At 70.2% G+C, this 16,273-nt stretch carries 11 protein-coding genes; 2 read left to right on the top strand and 9 right to left on the bottom strand.

Annotated features, from left to right (window positions below):
• Positions 1-7: 7 nt before the first annotated feature.
• The 5 genes from rph to IPK71_13990 form a co-directional block, all read right to left on the bottom strand.
• The gene (gene rph / locus IPK71_14010; GenBank protein MBK8214850.1) at positions 8-775 is read right to left on the bottom strand and encodes a ribonuclease PH; all 768 of its coding nucleotides are present in this window, start codon (positions 773-775) and stop codon (positions 8-10) included.
• A 77-nt stretch (positions 776-852) separates the two neighbouring features.
• Positions 853-2,394, bottom strand: a complete 1,542-nt coding sequence (locus tag IPK71_14005; protein ID MBK8214849.1) for a HAMP domain-containing protein — start codon at positions 2,392-2,394, stop codon at positions 853-855.
• Positions 2,391-3,569, bottom strand: a complete 1,179-nt coding sequence (locus tag IPK71_14000; protein ID MBK8214848.1) for a (Fe-S)-binding protein — start codon at positions 3,567-3,569, stop codon at positions 2,391-2,393. The genes IPK71_14005 and IPK71_14000 overlap by 4 nt, the downstream gene beginning before the upstream one ends.
• Before the next feature lie 14 nt (positions 3,570-3,583).
• Positions 3,584-4,402 (bottom strand): FHA domain-containing protein, encoded by an 819-nt coding sequence (locus tag IPK71_13995; protein MBK8214847.1) that lies wholly within the window; start codon positions 4,400-4,402, stop codon positions 3,584-3,586.
• Between the two features lie 310 nt (positions 4,403-4,712).
• On the bottom strand, positions 4,713-6,356 hold the full coding sequence (locus tag IPK71_13990) for a hypothetical protein (protein MBK8214846.1): 1,644 nt from the start codon (positions 6,354-6,356) through the stop codon (positions 4,713-4,715).
• Between the two features lie 267 nt (positions 6,357-6,623).
• Between IPK71_13990 and IPK71_13985 the strand changes: the two genes are divergently transcribed.
• Positions 6,624-9,494, top strand: a complete 2,871-nt coding sequence (locus IPK71_13985) for a DNA translocase FtsK (GenBank protein ID MBK8214845.1) — start codon at positions 6,624-6,626, stop codon at positions 9,492-9,494.
• A 60-nt stretch (positions 9,495-9,554) separates the two neighbouring features.
• On the opposite strand, the gene IPK71_13980 is transcribed toward IPK71_13985, so the two are convergent.
• On the bottom strand, positions 9,555-10,574 hold the full coding sequence (locus IPK71_13980) for an alpha/beta hydrolase (GenBank protein ID MBK8214844.1): 1,020 nt from the start codon (positions 10,572-10,574) through the stop codon (positions 9,555-9,557).
• 182 nt (positions 10,575-10,756) lie between these two features.
• Between IPK71_13980 and argG the strand changes: the two genes are divergently transcribed.
• Positions 10,757-12,079 (top strand): argininosuccinate synthase, encoded by a 1,323-nt coding sequence (gene argG / locus IPK71_13975; GenBank protein ID MBK8214843.1) that lies wholly within the window; start codon positions 10,757-10,759, stop codon positions 12,077-12,079.
• Between the two features lie 60 nt (positions 12,080-12,139).
• On the opposite strand, the gene IPK71_13970 is transcribed toward argG, so the two are convergent.
• Genes IPK71_13970 through IPK71_13960 form a run of 3 tightly spaced genes read right to left on the bottom strand, consistent with a single transcriptional unit; the run spans position 12,140 to position 16,236 of the window.
• Positions 12,140-14,491: a serine hydrolase gene (locus IPK71_13970; GenBank protein ID MBK8214842.1), complete on the bottom strand. Its 2,352-nt coding sequence runs from the start codon at positions 14,489-14,491 to the stop codon at positions 12,140-12,142.
• 33 nt (positions 14,492-14,524) lie between these two features.
• Complete coding sequence (locus IPK71_13965; GenBank protein MBK8214841.1) at positions 14,525-15,421, bottom strand: carbohydrate kinase family protein; 897 nt, start codon at positions 15,419-15,421, stop codon at positions 14,525-14,527.
• Positions 15,418-16,236, bottom strand: coding sequence for a BtpA/SgcQ family protein (locus tag IPK71_13960; protein MBK8214840.1), 819 nt, complete (start codon positions 16,234-16,236; stop codon positions 15,418-15,420). The genes IPK71_13965 and IPK71_13960 overlap by 4 nt, the downstream gene beginning before the upstream one ends.
• Positions 16,237-16,273 lie beyond the last annotated feature (37 nt).

Below are 16,273 nucleotides of genomic sequence, written 5' to 3'. Positions count from 1 at the left end.
TTGCGGCTCACGACGCGCTCTCTTTCAGGAGGTCGGCGAGGTTCGTCCCGTGGAGCGCGAGCGCGCTCGTCTGGAGGCGCGTGAGCTCTTCGACGCCGCGGAGCGCGAGGTCGACCATGCGATCGAGCTCGACGCGGGGGATGGGGGTGCCCTCGGCCGTGCCCTGGATCTCGACGATCGCGCCTGCGGCCGTGGCGACCACGTTCAGGTCGACGTCGGCCTTGGAGTCTTCGACGTACTCGAGGTCGAGGAGGAGCTCGCCGCGAAGCCACCCGACGCTCGTGGCCGCCACGGGCGGGTGGAGCACCTTCTGATGGAGGCGACCGTCGCGTCGGAGCTTGTCGAGCGCGACGGCGAGCGCCACGTACGCGCCCGTGATCGAGGCCGTGCGGGTACCTCCGTCGGCCTCGAGCACGTCGCAGTCGATCGCGATCGTGCGCTCACCGAGCGTGTCGAGGTCGACGGCGGCGCGGAGAGCACGCCCGACGAGGCGCTGGATCTCTTGGGTGCGACCGCTCGGGGCCTTGCCGCGCCCGTCGCGTGACTCGCGGCGCTGCGGGTTCGCGCGGGGGTGCATCTGGTACTCGGCCGTGACCCACCCTTTGCCCTTGCCTTCGAGGAAGGGCGGCACGCGGTCCTCGACCGATGCCGTGCACAAAACCACTGTCCTTCCGCAACGATAGAGCACGGAGCCCTCGGCGTAGGAGTGGAAGCCGATCTGCATCGTGACGGGGCGGAGGGCTTCGTTCGGACGGGAGCTCGGGCGGGTCGACATGGTGCGGAGTTAACCACCTTACCGCCGTGGCGACCATCGGATCGACGCGCCCACGCGGCAGGCCCGGCTGGGCACGCTCAGGCGGGCGAGAACTGGCTCTTCGAGGACGCGAGGGGGAGCGTGAGGCGGAACGTCGTGCCGCCCCCTTCGCGCGCGTCGCAGGTGAGCGTGCCGCCGTGGGCCTCGACGATCCGGCGCGTGATGGCGAGGCCGAGCCCCGTGCCCTCGCCCTTCGTGGAGAAGAACGGATCGAACACGCGGTCGCGGATCTCGGGGGGGATGCCTCCGCCCCGGTCGCTCACCGAGACGACGACGTTCATGCCCTCGGCGGACACGCACAGATCGACCCGTCCACCGCGAGGCATGGCCTCGCGCGCGTTTCGAACGAGGTTCAGGATGGCCTGGCGGATCTGAGCTTCGTCGAACATCACGGACGGGAGCCCGTCGGGGACGTCGAGACAGAGCTCGGTCGACGCGCGCTCGAGCTCCTTCTTCGAGAACCGCGCGACGTCCCGCAGGAGCTCGGCCAGGTCCTCGGCGTCGAGGCGCGGCGACGGAATACGTGCAAGACGCAGGTAATCTTCGGAGAGGTTCGCGAGCCGCTCGACCTCGCGGTCGATCGAGGCGAGCAGCTCGCGGCTCTCGGGCCCGACGTCTTTGCCCGCGAGCTCTTCTTCGAGCAGCTCGATGTTGAGGGTGATCGAGCTCAGCGGGTTTCGGATCTCGTGCGTGACGTGGGCGGCCATCTTGCCGATGGCGGCGAGCCGCTCGTTGGCGACCGCGCGGCTCTGCGCCGCCCCGACGGCCTCGACCATCTTCTCGAAGGCGACCGCGAGCTCGCCGATCTCGTCTTCGGCGGGGCCGACGGGTACGGGCCGCAGATCTCCCTGCGCGACGGCGCGGGCCCGGGCCGTGACGGCGCCGAGGGGGCGGAGGATGCGGCTCACGTGCACGCTCATGCCGAGCCCGACGGCGAGCGTGAAGGCGAGCATGAAGACGACGAGGACGATCGAGCGGCGTTCGCGCTTCTTGGCCTCGGCGGAGACCGCCTCCATCGAGGCGGCGACGCGGTTCGCGAGGGCGCCGATCTTCTTGTCGGCGTCGTGCTCGATGGCCCCCACGCGGACGACGGCGTCGTTCACGCCGTCGCGATCGCCGCGCTCCATGGCCGCGAACAGCGCGTCGATCGCCAACTTGTCCCCCGCGAGGGTGGTGGCGACGGCGTCGAGGTCGGCCGAGAGCGACTCGGCGAGCGCGCGGGTCTCGTCGCTGCCGACGGCCACGAGGTCGGTCTCGATCGCTGCCTTCGCATCCGTCAAGGTAGCTTGACGAACGCTCGCGAGCGGCTCGACGAGCAGGCGCGTGGCCGACGGATCGCGATCGTCGGGCGTGCGATCGAGGAGCGTGGCGAGGGTCGCCTGGGTGGCGCGGAGCTTGGCGAGGCGGAGCGCCACCGGGACGAACCCCTTCGCGATCTCTTCGTTGCCCTCGGCAGCGCGGCGTTGCGTGGCGAGGGCGAAGGCGAGCGTCACCACGAAGGCGAGCGCCGTGGCCAAGAAGGCCACGAGCACCCGACGCGCCACCCCGCGGCCCTCGCGCGGCCCGAGGGCCGCGCTCATCCGCGGTCTTTCGCCTCGGAAACCCCGAGCCCCCGCGCGATCCACGTCACCACGTCTTCGACCTTCGCCTGCGGGGCGCTCCTTCGGAACGCCCGCAGGCTCGACGAGCACGCCGTCACCCACGTGCCCCCCGAGGCCGCCGCGTGCTCGCTCACGCGAGCCCGCGCGACCTCTTCGGCGATCTCCGGGTGCGTGACGGGCAAGAGCCCGCCCGCCCCCGAGCACACGCTGTCCTCGCGGTTCCTCACGAGCTCCTCGGGCGCGCGCCCGAGCAGCCTCGTGAGCACCGCCCGCGGCGCCTCGGTCACCCCGAGACCCCGCGAGAGCGCACACGGATCGTGGTACGTCACACGCTCGCCCCGCTCGTCTTCGCCGAGCGGCGCGAGCCCCGCGAGCTCCTTCGCCGCGCGCTCTACCACGAGCTCCGCTCGTGGGTCGCCCGCGCCTCGCCGCGGCGCCTCGTCCCGCAGCACCCGAGCGCACCCCGCGTCGAGCACGAGCACCTCGTCGAACCACGAGAGCTCCTTCACGAACGCCGTGAGGTGCGAGTCGAACCGCTCGCCGTCCCCCGCGTGGAGCAGCGGCAGCCCGCAGCAGCCCCCGACGAGCCTCACGTCTCGCCCCGTGAGCTTCCGCGCGACCGCGAGCGCCTCACGCGCCTCGGGCTCGGCGTGACGCATGTACCCACATCCTACCACCAGCGCGACGGGCCGCCGCTCGGCGCCCGGATCGATGCGCCGCGCCGCGAGCTCGGCCTCGCTCGCCTTCTGGTCGAACGCCGCGAGCACGCGCTTCGCGCTCTCGGGTGCGAGCCCCGCGCGGGTCGCGGCAGAACGCGCGCGAAAGAGTGTATCGTACACGGGGTTACGATGATCGCATGCGTTTTTGCATGCCCCGCACCCCGTGCACGCGTACGCCACTTTCGCGAAGCCGCGCTCGGTCTCGAGATCGGTCGTGGGCGTGCCCTCGACCGTGGCCAGATCGCCGCGCGCGAGGTGGTACGCGGAGGACATCTTGCCCCACGGCGTCAGCGCCTCGCGCGGCTCCGCGTTCGACACCGGGCACACCGTCCGACAGAGCTTCGGGCAGTAGGTGCACGTCTCGAGGGCGACCTTCGACTCCGCGAGCATCGGAAGCCGGGTGAAGCCACGCTCGTCCGGCCTTCGTTCGCTCATGGAGACACCCCGCCTCAGCGGAAGGTGAAGCGCAGGTCGTGGTCGCAGATGCGGAAGACGTCGCCCTCGGCGATCTGCTTTCGCGCGATGCGCTGCCCGTTGTACTCGACGCCGTTCGTCGAGCCCATGTCGACGATGAAGTAGACGCCGTTCTGGTACTCGACCATCGCGTGCTGACGCGACACGTTCGGGTCTTTCAGCGTGAGGTCGCTCGACTGACGGCCACGGCCGATGACGAAGCGGTCCTTGTTCACGGCCCACTTCTCGCCCTGGTACATGACGCTGAGCGATGCCCCCTGCGGGCCGAACCCGTTGCTTCGCCCTGGAGGCGGCCCCGGATCACGGGTCTCGCGGGGAGGCGGCGGGCGCTCGCGCTCGACCGGAGGGGGCGGGTTCCGCGGGTACGCAGGAGGCTGCTGCCCACGCGGGGGAGGAGGCATCGGCAATCCGCCACCCGCCCCACCGCCGAGAGGAGGGGGCTGCCGGCTCGGGTTGAGCGTCGGGTGGCGAGGAGGAGGAGGAGGCATGCCCGCGCCACCACCACGAGGCATGGGCGGCGGGGGAAGGCGCCCGGCGGGCGTGGGCGGAATGGTGCCACGCGCCGGCATGGGCGGCGGGGGCGGTGCGCTCGCGTACCCCGGGTCGCGGCTCGGCGGCTCGCGCATCGGCGCACGCTCGCCATAGTTCCGCTGCCTCGAGTACTGCTTCATCGACTCGTTGATCAGGTAGTCGACGCTGCACTCGAGCTCCCGCGCCATCTGCTCGAACGTGTCCCACAAGACGTCGCGGCACTGGAACGTTCGCGGGCTTTTTTTGTTCGGATCCGAGCTCATCGAGACCCCTTGACGTGCCTTCTTGGTGATTCGCTTCGCGCGGGCGAGCGTTGGAAAAGTGACAGGGTGCGGCGACCGCGACGCCCGATGCCCCGAGCCTCGCCCGGCGGCGCCCCACCCGCCGAGGCGGGTGAGCGAGCAGTTTGCCCTCGTGGGCCAACCATGGAGAAGTTTTCCGCAAAATGGCCCGCGCGGGCAAGAGCTACTTTGCATGGAGCGCGAGGCACACTCCCCCGCTCCGCCCACCCCCGGGCGCGCGCTCCGGCCCCCGAAGCGGCGACCGACGTTGACCGCAACGTGTGGAAAGTCGTCACTTTTCCATCGACGGAATGATGGCGTACTTGACGAGGTCGCCCACGGTCTTCAGCTCCTTCGGCTCGGTCTCTTTCGGGTTGCCGGGCTTGGGCACGTCGACCTTCCAGTCGCACTCGTCTTCCTTTTCGCACTTGCCGTTCGGGAGGAGGGCCGTGTCGTTCTCGTACGGTTGCACGAGGTGGATGTCGGCCTTCTTGCCCTCGTAGAAGGACCCGAGCGCCACCACCTTCGGACCGATGACCTTCGACTGGAGGTACGGGGCGAGCGCCGCGCGGCCATCCCCCTCCATCTTGGCGATGATCTGGCCGTAGGAGAGCGGCTCGGTCATGCCCATCTTGACCTTGTCGTTCTTGGGCATCTTGTCCATGAAATCGCCGATCTGCTTGGCGTTCATGGTCTTCAGGATCATGCTCGCCGCGACCCAGCGCACCTTCCACTTTTTGGCGTCGAAGACCGTGTAGAGCTTCGACACGATGAGCTCCTTGGGGAACTCGCCGAGGCGCTGGAAGGCCACGTCGCGCACCGAGTCGGGCGTGGTCTCTTCCTTGACGATCGCGAAGACGTGCTCGAGGTCCTTCGCGTTGCTCTTGTCCATGCGCCCCTCGAGGGCGGCGAGGGCGAGCTTGCGGCGGTCTTCTTTGTTCTTCGCGTCTCCGGCGAAGCCGATGAGAAACTCGATGGCCGGGCGACCTCCGACCTTCTTCATGGCGACGAAGATCTCTTCGGTGAGGCGGCGATCGAGCATTTTCTCGACCTGCTGGGCCACCTGCGAGTCGTTCGCCTTGACGTTGTTCTTCTCGTTGAACTCCTTCACGACCTTCGTCTGGGCGGTGGCCCAGTCGGGGGTGAGGAGCTTCTTGGCGAGCACGACGAGGGCTTCGGAGGCCTTCTGCTTCGTCTCGGCGTCGCCGAGCTCGCTGATGAGGCCGGCCATGCGGTCGAGGCGGTTCGCGCTCTCGTTGATGATGCCCGGGAGCGCCTTCACGCTCGTGGGCCCGAGGAAGCGCATCATCTGCTCGACGCTGTACTGCTGCGAGCTGTTCTCGAGGCGATCCTCGAAGCCCGCCTGCACCCACTTGATGAGCGCGGCCGAGAGCTCCTTGCGGGTGTTCTCGTCGCCGACGAGCGTAGGCTCGTTCGAGAGCATCGCGAAGGCCGCGTCCTTGTAGGGGATCGACTTGTCCTCGGGGAGGCGACCCTCGGCCGTGCGAGGCGGAGGAGCGGCCTCCATCTCCTTCACGAGGGTCGGCGCCATGCCGTTCACGATCATCTTGCGCGACTCTTCGTCGAGCTGCTTGAGCGCGCCCTCGCGTTGGACGCCTTCCTCGTCTTTGTATTTGTCGAGGAGCATCGTGAAGCCGACCTTCTTGCCGCCGCGGGGCTTCATGCGCACGAGGGCGAGGGCGGCTTCGATGCGGAGCTCGGGCTTGTACTTGTCGTGGGTGAGGACGGCGACGAGCTTCACGGGGCCGCGCTCGGTGCCTTCCCAGCGCTTCACGTCGGTCTCGCTCACGGCACATCCACCGAGGACGGACGACGCACCGACCGTGCCCAGCAGGCTGACGAGAAGGGCGACGCGGGCAGGCCACATCGACCGGGTCGTGCGGCTCGAGAACTTTCGATTGGTTTCGACGGCCATCTCTCCTCGTCCGAAGTCCGGGCTCGGGGGCAACCTGCGTAGGCAGGCCCTCCCCGAGACGGCACGAGCGCGCCGGGCCAAGGCTCCCGTCACGTCCCGCAAGGGGTCCCATGTTACCCAAGCCGCGGGGCTCTCCCAACAAACTTCGGTGCCGAGGGCGCGCGCCCACGTTTTCGCGGGGCCACGGCGAACCTAGCAGCGACCCGCACGACGAACTTGGCCTCGGGGCTCCTACCCACATAGTCTCCGATGTAGGATAAAAGGAGCATGGCCTTCCCCCTTCTCGCCCAGCGACGCCCCGACTCGGCGCTCCCCTCGAACAACCGCGTGCCCAAGGTCTTGGGCGCCGGCGCGGGGGCCCTCGCTCGTCATCGGGAGATCGCCGCCCTCGTCATGTGGACGTCGGCCATCTTCCTCGCGCTGGCCCTCGCCTCGTACGCGGGTGAGCCGAGCCTCGCGCCGTCCCCGAACGCCGTGCCGCACGATCCGATCGTCGGCGAGAACTGGGTGGGCCCCGTCGGCGAGGCCTGCGCGCGCTGCCTCGTGCAGCTCGTCGGGCTCGCGTCGTGGTCGATCCCGCTCGAGCTCTTCTTGCTGGGCATCCCGTTCGTGCGAGGCAAAGAGAACAACCTCACGCCGGCGCGGCTCGGCGGCGACATGCTGCTGCTCGTGCTCGGCGCGGCCCTCGTCCAGGTGGGGTGGCCCACGGCCGTCGCGTTCGGCAAGCACCCTTCCGCGGGCCTCGTGGGCGAGCTCTTCGGCGAGGTCGCGCGCTCGCTCTTCTCGACCGTGGGCTCGTTCCTCGTCGGCTTCTCGCTCGTGGGCCTCATCTTGATCGCCCGGGCGACCTTCTCGTTCATCGCGCTCGTCCACACGATCGCCGCGTTCTTCAAGGCGCTCTTCACGCGAACGACCACGGGCGCGCGCTCGGTCGCCGAGGCGTGGGCCGCCGCGCGTGCCCTCGAGCGCGCCGCGGACGAGAAGGAGCGCGCCGCCGCCACCCCGAAGATCAAGCTCTCGCGCGGCGAAGAGGCCTTCGTGGCCGCGAGCCTCGACGACGACGACGAGACGTTCGTGCCCCCGGAAGAGTCGGTGCTCCCTCCGCCCGTCAAGTCCAAACGATCGCGCGCTCGCGCGCCCCGCGCCAAGGACGCCACCCCGGCGAAGGGCGACGACGCCGAGGCCGACGCCGCGGTCGACGAGCCACCCCCCGCGACCGAAAAAGCCCCTGCCCCGGGCCTCAAGGCCGAGGGCGCCCAGGCGCCGCGCGCGCGCCGAGGGAAAAAGGCGGAGCCCCGCGAAGAGAGCCCGCTCGACCTTCCCGACGACCTCGACGAGGGCCCGAAGTTCGTCATCGACACGAGCTCCGAGCTCTTCGCGGGGGCGGCCTCCGAGCCCGAGACCGACGACCTCGAAGACGACGCGACCGCGGACGACGCGAGCGCGGACGATGCGCCCGAGAGCGAGCCCGCGCTCGCCCTGGCGACCCCCGAGAAGAGGCCGGCGGCGAAGGCCCCGGTCACGAACGCCGAGGCCATCACGATCGTCGACACGTCGGCCGCGCTCGCCAAAGAGAAGCCCACGAAGCTCGAGAAGCTCGACAGGCTCGTGCCCGCGCTCGGAGCCGGGTTCCGCTTGCCGCCGACCGACATGCTCGAGGCGGCCACGGTCGACCCGAGCCTCGTGCTCGACGAGGCGCTGCTCCACAAGAACGCCGAGACGCTCGTCAAGACACTTGCAGACTACAAGGTCTCCGGCAAGGTCGAGGAGATCCTGCCGGGGCCCGTCGTGACGACGTTCGAGGTGTCGCCCGTGGCCGGCACCAAGGTGTCGCGCGTCGCGTCGCTGGCCGACGATCTCGCGCTCGCCCTCGCCAAGAAGGTGCGCATCGTCGCGCCGATCCCCGGGAAGAACCGCATCGGGTTCGAGCTCCCGAACGAAAAGCGCCTCCCGGTGAACCTCCGCGACCTCGTCGAGGATCGCCGCTTCCAGACGCTCGACTCGCCGCTCCCCGTGGTGCTCGGGCGCGACATCGTCGGCACGCCCGTCTACGCCGACCTCGCCAGCATGCCCCACGTCATCGTCGCGGGCGCGACGGGCGCCGGAAAGAGCGTCGGGCTGAACGTGATGCTCACGTCGCTGCTCTACCGCCGCACCCCCGAGGAGATGCGCCTCCTCCTCATCGACCCGAAGGTCGTCGAGCTCGCGCCGTTCGATCGCATCCCCCACATGCTCTTGCCGGTCGTCACCGACATGAAGCAGGCGGCGACGGCGCTCAAGTGGGCCGTCGACGAGATGGAGCGCCGGTACCAGCTCTTCGCCGACGCGGGCACGAAGAACATCGGGACCTACAACGCGTGGGTGAAGCGCGTCGAGCGGGGCGAGGCGCGAAACCCCTTGCCGAAGCAGGTCATCGCGAAGGACTTCAACGGCTTCTCCGACGCCGTCGCCCCCGAGGAGGGCGAGGAGGGCACGCAGCCCTTGCCCGAGAAGCTCCCCCACCTCGTCATCGTGGTCGACGAGTTCGCCGACCTCATGATGCAGCAGGGCAAAGAGGTGGAGGCCTCGATCGCGCGCCTCGCGCAGAAGGCCCGCGCCGCCGGCATGCACGTCATCTTGGCGACGCAGCGCCCGAGCGTGGACGTCATCACCGGCATGATCAAGGCGAACTTCCCCACGCGCATCGCCTTCCGCGTGGCCCAGAAGATCGACAGCCGCACCATCTTGGACGAGCAGGGCGCCGAGCACCTCCTCGGCAAGGGCGACATGCTCGTGAAGCTGAACGGCACGAACGACACGCGCCGCGTGCAGTGCCCGTTCTTGAGCGAAGAGGAAGTCCAGAAAATCATGGACTTTTTGCGCCTCCAGGGCGAGCCCGTCTACGACGAGAACATCCTGAAGCCGCGCGACGAAGAGGCGGCGGCCGAGGCCGAAGAGGACGCCGAGCAAGACCCGATGTACGACCAGGCCGTGCGCCTCGTCGCCGACACGAAGCGGTGCTCGACCTCGTGGCTCCAGCGCAAGCTCGGGCTCGGCTACAACCGCGCCGCGCGCATCGTCGAGATGATGGAGAAGCGTGGGCTCGTGGGCCCGGCGAACGGCTCGAAGGACCGCGAGGTCTTGTTCGATTCGATCTGACGAGGCGCCCGCGACATGGGAGACGTGTGCATGACGCACGTCTCCCGTGGCGGGTGGATCTCAGCCCACGTGGCCGTGGTGGTCGGGGGTGCGGCGGACAGGTTCGTGGGCGCGCTCGGGCCCGATGCCGTGGCGCGCGAGGAACGCGAAGGTGTCGCCCCAGCACTTTCGTGCCGCCGCGCGCATGACGAACGCGTGGAAGGCGTGAATTTCACCCGGGTAATATTCTTCTTCGGCCGAGACGCCCATGGCGCGGAGGGCGCGGGCGAGCCTTCGGGTGTCGTCGAGCAAGGGGTCTTTCGTGCCGACGGGGAGGAAGAACGGCGGCACGGGCCGAGCGGGCTCGGGGCCCCTCTCGAAGAAGCAGAGCGGGTCGGCGAGATCGAGCGACGCCATCGTCGGGGACGGCCCGAGGTAGCCCGTCTCGACCTCGCGGAGGCGCTCGGCGACGAAGCGTGAGAAGCCCTGTTTTCGCCGAGCGAAGCGGGCCGTGTCGGTCACCTGGAAGATGCCGCACGCGGGCACGACGGCGCGCGGGACCGTGCCCGTGTCGAACGCGAGCTTGGCGAAGGGCTCGGGTCGCTCGAAGGTGGTCGCGAGGGTGAGGCTCGTGGCGAGGTTCGCGCCGGCCGACTCCCCGGCGACGACGACGCGCGAAGGATCGGCGCCGAAACGCGCGGCGCTCTCGAGGGCGAACGCGTAGGCGTGGCACACGTCGGCGATGGCCGCGGGGAACCTGTGCGCCGGCGCGAGGCGGTAGTTCACGTTGAAGACCACGTAGCCGCGGCGCGCGAACGCGAGCGCCATGATCCAGTGGGTGTCCTTCGAGAGGATGCGGAACGCTCCGCCGTGGATGTAGAAGACCATGGGCGCCGAGGTCGCGCCGTCGGGGACGTAGACGTCGAGGAGGTGCTCTTCGCCGTGCTCTCCGTGGTAGCGCACGTCCCTGTGCACGGTGACGCCGTGGCGCTCGGGGCGGGCCAGCGGGTGGAGCGCTCCGACGCGCGAGGCGCCGTGGAAAAAGCCCTGCATGAGCGCCGAGCCGAGGGCCCTGCGGGTGCGCGTGACGAGCCTTTGCATCACTCCGAGGTGTAGCGCGGCGGCAGCGCGACGCCCAGAGGCGGACCGCCACGACGTGCGCTCTGCACGCATTCGAGACGGGGCGCGGAGCTGCTCACATTCTCGCACCTCGCGCCCGGAGCGGGAGGGGACGTCTCCCGTTTTGCGTGATTCGGCCCGTCGCGGCGTGCTAACCCGGCCGCGTGAGCCGCATCCACAAGAAGCTTCCTCCCCAAGGTACCCGCATCGGCATCGCCTACTCCGGCGGCCTCGACACCCGCACGGCGGTGGCGTGGCTCTCTCGCGAGGGGCTCGAGGTGCACGCCTACACGGCCGACCTCGCCCAGCCCGACGAGAAGACCCCGGAGGACATCCCTCCGAGCGCGCTCGTTCACGGCGCCAAGTCCGCGCGCCTCCTCGACTGCAAGGACGCGATGGTGGCCGAGGGGATCGTGGCCCTCCAGTGCGGCGCGTTTCACCTGGCGACGGGCGGGCGGAAGTACTTCAACACGACGCCGCTCGGCCGCGTCGTGACGACGACGGCCATCGTGCGCGCCATGAAGGAGGACGGGGTCGACGTCTTCAGCGACGGCAGCACCCACAAGGGCAACGACATCCAGCGCTTCTTCCGCTACGGGGCGCTGCTCTCGCCGAACCTCACCATCTACAAGCCGTGGCTCGACAGCGCGTTCGTGAACGCGTTCGGCGGCCGCACCGAGATGAGCGAGTACCTCACGAAGATCGGTTTGCCCTACAAAATGGGCACCGAGAAGGCCTACAGCACCGACGCGAACGTGCTCGGCGCGACCCACGAGGCGAAGGATCTCGAGCGCCTCGACCGCGGCATGCGCATCGTCGAGCCGATCATGGGCGTCGCCTTCTGGAAGAAGGACGTGGTCATCGAGGCCGAAGAGGTCACGGTGAGCTTCGAGCGCGGCGTGCCGGTGTCGCTCTCGGGCAAGCGATTTTCGAGCCTCACGGAGCTCTTCCTCGAGGCGAACCGGGTCGGCGGTCGGCACGGGCTCGGCATGAGCGACCAGATCGAGAACCGCGTCATCGACGCGAAGAGCCGCGGCATCTACGAGGCGCCGGGCATGGCGCTGCTGCACGCGGCCTACGAGCGCATCCTGTCGGCCGTGTGCTCCGAGAACACGACGGACCTCTACACGACGCTCGGCCGCAAGCTCGGTCGGCTCCTCTACGAAGGTCGCTGGTTCGATCCCGAAGCCGAGATGCTGAAGACGTCGCTCACGACGTGGATCGCGCCGAGCATCACGGGTGAGGTCACCTTCGAGCTCCGCCGCGGCGACGACTACACCATCGTGGAGACGAAGGTCCCGAACGCGGCCTACGAGCCCGACAAGCTCTCCATGGAGAAGACGAAGAGCGCGTTCTCGCCCGAGGATCGCATCGGCGCCCTCGAGGTGCAGGGCATTTCCGTGCAAGATGCACGCGACGTGCTGCTCGCCCGGGCGAAGACCGAGGTCGCGCGGCTCGGGCTGCGGGTCGAAGACCTCTTGGGCTGAGCAAGGGACCGCCGGCAAAGGGCCTCGCGCCGTCGACACGCGCGAGGCTCGAGCCGCGCTTCAGAAACAGCGCCCCGCGCGCTCTTTGGGCCGGAAGAAGACCTCGCGGACCTTCCCCGCGTCGTCGAGACCGACGGACATTTCCCAGGGTTTTCCGCGTGCCTTGTCGCACGTGAGCGCGAAGGTCGCGCGGCGCGCGCCGTCTCCCTCGCCCGGGCCCGCGAGCTTGCAGACGCCGACGGTTTCGCGTTGACGCGCGAAGGCCTTCTCGAGCACGTCCTCCTTCGCCGTACCCGCGAACACCTTGGCGTACCTCGGGTGATCCCAACGAGAGAGGAACGAGAGCGCGTCGCGCGCGGCCGTGGTCGTCGCGGGAGTAGCGGGCAACCCGGTCGACTCGACGACGAGGCCCGCGAGCTTTCCGCTCTGGAGGCTCGCGTGGGCGAGGATCGACCCGCGCGCGCACGAGAGCCGGAAGGTGGCCGACGCGGCGCCCCGCACCTCGGTCGCGGGCCCGACCGTGCACGCCCCGTGCGCCTTCGTCATCGCGAGGCCGACCTCCTGCATCTTGGCGAGGGGCACCGCGTTTCGGAACGACTCGGCGAAGAGAGAGACGTAGGACTCCTCGTCGAACGAGGGCATTTTCCCTACGAATCGGCCGACGAGAGCGGAAAGCTCGGCGTTCGCGACGGGCTGCCGAGGGGCGAGGGCGGGTTCGCTCGCGAGGAGCTCGAGGACCTCGTCTCCGATCGCCGCGGCTCCCCCGTCGAGCGCGTTCGTGAGCACGACGAGACCGAAGCCTCGGTCGGGCGCGAAGACGACCTGCGAGCTGAATCCATCGATGGCGCCGCCGTGCTCGACGAGCCGCTCGTACGCGCACGTCGTGCGGGTGTGCCACGCGAGGCCGACCCCGGTGGCCGACGCGTCGAGCGTGCCTTTGGGGCTGCCCTTGGCGTCGGCCGTGAGCCCCGTGAAGAAGCGCGGCACGTGCGCCTCACGGCGAGACGCGCGCGCGAGCGGGCCCTCGGCGCCACCATCCCGCGGCGGCCACGCGTCGAGCTGGAAGGCGACCCACTTCGCCATATCCGTGAGGGATGCATAGATCCCGCCCGCGCCCTCCGAGGCCCCGAGGCGCCACCTCGGCGCGGGCTCGTTCGAGAAGCGCGACGCGTACCCGCTCGCGACGAGCTCGGGCGCGAAGGCCTTCTCGTCGAACGCGGTCGACGACATGCCGAGGGGGACGAGGAGCTTGTCTCTGACGACGTCACGGTAGGGCGCCTTCGCGGCGCGCCCCACGACGAGGCCCACGAGGCCCATGCCGAAGTTCGAGTAGAGGTACGCCGTGTCGGGGGCTTCGGCGACCGTGGTGCCGAGCGACGCGAGCACCTCGGCCTCGGTCACGTCGCGGTCGGGGCGCGTGTAGTCGAAGCCGCCGAGGCGAGGCAGGCCCGACACGTGCGAGAGGAGCTCGCGGAGCGTGACGGCGCGCGCGTCTCCCGGAGCGTGCCGAAGGCCTCTCGCCTCGGGGAGGTGGGCGTCGAGCCGGTCGTCGAGGGAGAGCTTCCCCTCGTCGCGGAGGGCGAGCAGCGCCTCGGCCGTGAAGGTCTTGGTGATCGAGCCGATGCGATAGACCGTGTCGGCGTGGGCGCGCCGCTTCGTCGCCACGTCGGCGAAGCCGTGGACGGACGTGAGGACCACCTTGCCGTCGACGACGAGGGCGACCGCGAGGCTCGGGAGGTGGCGCGAGGCGTGCGCCGCGCCGACGAGGGCCGACACCTTGGGGAGGATCGCCGACACCTTCTGGGCACGCGCGGGCGAGGTGAACGAGGCCGGCGAGTACGGCTCGGTCGACCGCGCGGGTGGGGCGAGCGGGTCCCCCGAGAGGAGGCGTTTGACCGAGGAAAAGCGGGCGTTCGGGATCGGGACCGAGAGGTTGTAGTGTGCAATCTTATAGGCACCGTCGCGGAAAACGACGACGCCGGAGCCCCTGGCCGGGCCGAGGTTCGGCGTGTCGAGGTCCTCGTCGAACCACGCGACCTCACCCGAGGACGAGAGGCGAACCGTGCGACGGACGGCGCGGAACGCCCAGGCCTTCCCCTTCGCGAAGTGGGGGTGAGCGTAGGCCCGAAACGCGTCCTTGGACCATCGCTCGGTGGCGTCCGTGCCCATGAACACGGCGTCGCTCGCGAGGGCTGAAAAATAGGCGTTTTCGTCGGCGCGGGCCGCGGCGTCGTGCCACCCGTCGAGGAGCGCGACGATCGCCCGCTCGGCGCGTTCGGGCGAGGGCGCGCGAACCGGAGAGGCCGGCGGGCTCGTCGGCGGAGCGCAACCTACGCCGCCGAACAGCGAGGGCGCGAGCGCGAGCAGAAAAGGCACGACGGGCAAGGCTCGGGACGACGAGGCGCGAGGCATCGCGCGAGACGCTACCACGCGCCCCCGAGGGCTTCAGCGCGCCGCGCTCACGACGACCTCGGCAGCGCGGCGAACGAGCTCTCCCTCCCCTACCCCGAGCAGCGCGGCGGCCCCGAGCCCTTCGACCGCGACGCTCGCCGCCGCGGCGCCCCGCGCGACGGCGTCCCTTAGCGACGCGCCCTCCACCCACGCCGCCATGAAGGCCGCCGCGAACACGTCACCCGCGCCCGTAGGATCCAACTCGCGCGTGGGGAAGGCGCTCCACGTCGTTCGTGTACCATCGGACTGGTAGACGACGCCCCCCTCGCGGCCTCGACGATGCAGGACGCACTTCGTTCGCCCCGCAGCGAGCGAAGGGAGCGCCCCGGCCGGATCGACGAACGCGACCTCGTCGTCGCTCACGAAGAGCACGTCCACGTGCGCGAGGGCCGAGCGGACACGATCGAGCCCGGCGTCGTCGAGGGGCTCGCACGGGTCGAGGGAGACCTGCTGCCCTCCCCGCCCCACGGCCGCGACGAAGGCCGCTTGGCGCGCCCACGGCATGGGCGCCACGTGCACCCCCTTCGCGCCCTCGTAGGCCTTCGGATAGCTCTCCGGGAGAGGCGACACGTCGGCGTGCGTGGGGCGCCCGAGCCACGGGATCATGCGCCGTGCCCCCGCTTCGTAGAGGAGCCACACGCGCACACCCGGCCCTTCGAGGCGCGAGACCCCCTCGAGCGACACGCCGCGAGCCTCGAGCGTCGCGAGCGCATGCGCCGGGTAGTCCGAGCCGACGATGCTCACGCAGCCCACCTGCGCTCCGAAGGCCGTCGCCGCGATCGCGGCGTGGAGGAGCGCGCCCCCGGGTTGCCCCATGCGGGTCGTCCCGTCGTCGTAGACGAGGTCGTCGACGAGGAGGTTCCCGACGAGGACGAGCTCCGGCGCGCTCACCGAGGGAGCTCCTCGAAGGCCCGCGCGAGCGCGGCGACTCGCGCCGGATCGAGCGGATTTTGCCACGCGCCGCCCTCTTTCACGTACGAACCGACGATGTACCCTCGAGCACGTGCATACTGCACGAGATTGTCCGGGGTGATCCCGGAGCCCACGAAGACCGGGAGCGCGCAGGCCTCGGCGACCTCGTCGACATCGCCCGGGAGCGCAGGCGCGCCCGTGGCCGTCCCCGTGACGATGACCCCGTCGGCCGAGAAGAACTCCGCCGCGTGGGCCGTCTCGGCGAGGGAGACGTCGGCCGTGATGGCGTGCGACGAGTGCTTCTTCTTGATGTCGGCGTACACCCGGACGTGCTCGGCGCCGATCGATCGACGGTAGCGGAGGAGCGGGCCGGCGCACGCCTCGAGGAGCCCCTCGTCGGCCACGTGCGCGAACGCGAACGCCTCGACGCGCACGAACTCGGCCCCGGCCGCCAGCGCCACGGCGAGGGCTTCGCGGTTCGCCGCCGCGAGCACCTGGACACCGAGGGGGAGGTCGACCGCGCGCCGCACCTCACGCACCACGGCGGTCATTCCGGCGACGACCTCGGGCCCGACCTCGCCCTTCATGTAGGGGCGATCGTGCATGTTCTCGACGAGGAGCGCCGTGTAGCCCGCGTCACGGTAGATTCGCGCCTCGGCGACGGCTCGCTCGACGATGGCGCCTATCGGCTCCCGCGCGTGCACCGTGCCCGGCATGGCCCCCGCGTGGATCATGCCCACGAGGGCGCGCTTGTGACCGAAGAGCGACTCGAAATCGGAGAGGGCGCGGCTCACGGGCTCACGCTACTTCTTCGCCTCCCGAGGGTAAAGC

The sequence above is a fragment of the Myxococcales bacterium genome (assembly GCA_016712525.1).
Lineage (GTDB): Bacteria > Myxococcota_A > Polyangia > Polyangiales > Polyangiaceae > JAAFHV01.
The sequence above is the reverse complement of the archived record's forward strand: the minus strand, read 5'-3'. Positions and strand labels throughout refer to the sequence as shown.

Excerpts from the sequence above, each read along its gene's own strand:
- rph (MBK8214850.1), bottom strand. The coding sequence starts at position 775 with ATGTCGACCCGCCCGAGCTCCCGTCCGAACGAAGCCCTCCGCCCCGTC.
- IPK71_14005 (MBK8214849.1), bottom strand. The coding sequence starts at position 2,394 with ATGAGCGCGGCCCTCGGGCCGCGCGAGGGCCGCGGGGTGGCGCGTCGG.
- IPK71_14000 (MBK8214848.1), bottom strand. The coding sequence starts at position 3,569 with ATGAGCGAACGAAGGCCGGACGAGCGTGGCTTCACCCGGCTTCCGATG.
- IPK71_13995 (MBK8214847.1), bottom strand. The coding sequence starts at position 4,402 with ATGAGCTCGGATCCGAACAAAAAAAGCCCGCGAACGTTCCAGTGCCGC.
- IPK71_13990 (MBK8214846.1), bottom strand. The coding sequence starts at position 6,356 with ATGGCCGTCGAAACCAATCGAAAGTTCTCGAGCCGCACGACCCGGTCG.
- IPK71_13985 (MBK8214845.1), top strand. The coding sequence starts at position 6,624 with ATGGCCTTCCCCCTTCTCGCCCAGCGACGCCCCGACTCGGCGCTCCCC.
- IPK71_13980 (MBK8214844.1), bottom strand. The coding sequence starts at position 10,574 with ATGCAAAGGCTCGTCACGCGCACCCGCAGGGCCCTCGGCTCGGCGCTC.
- IPK71_13970 (MBK8214842.1), bottom strand. The coding sequence starts at position 14,491 with ATGCCTCGCGCCTCGTCGTCCCGAGCCTTGCCCGTCGTGCCTTTTCTG.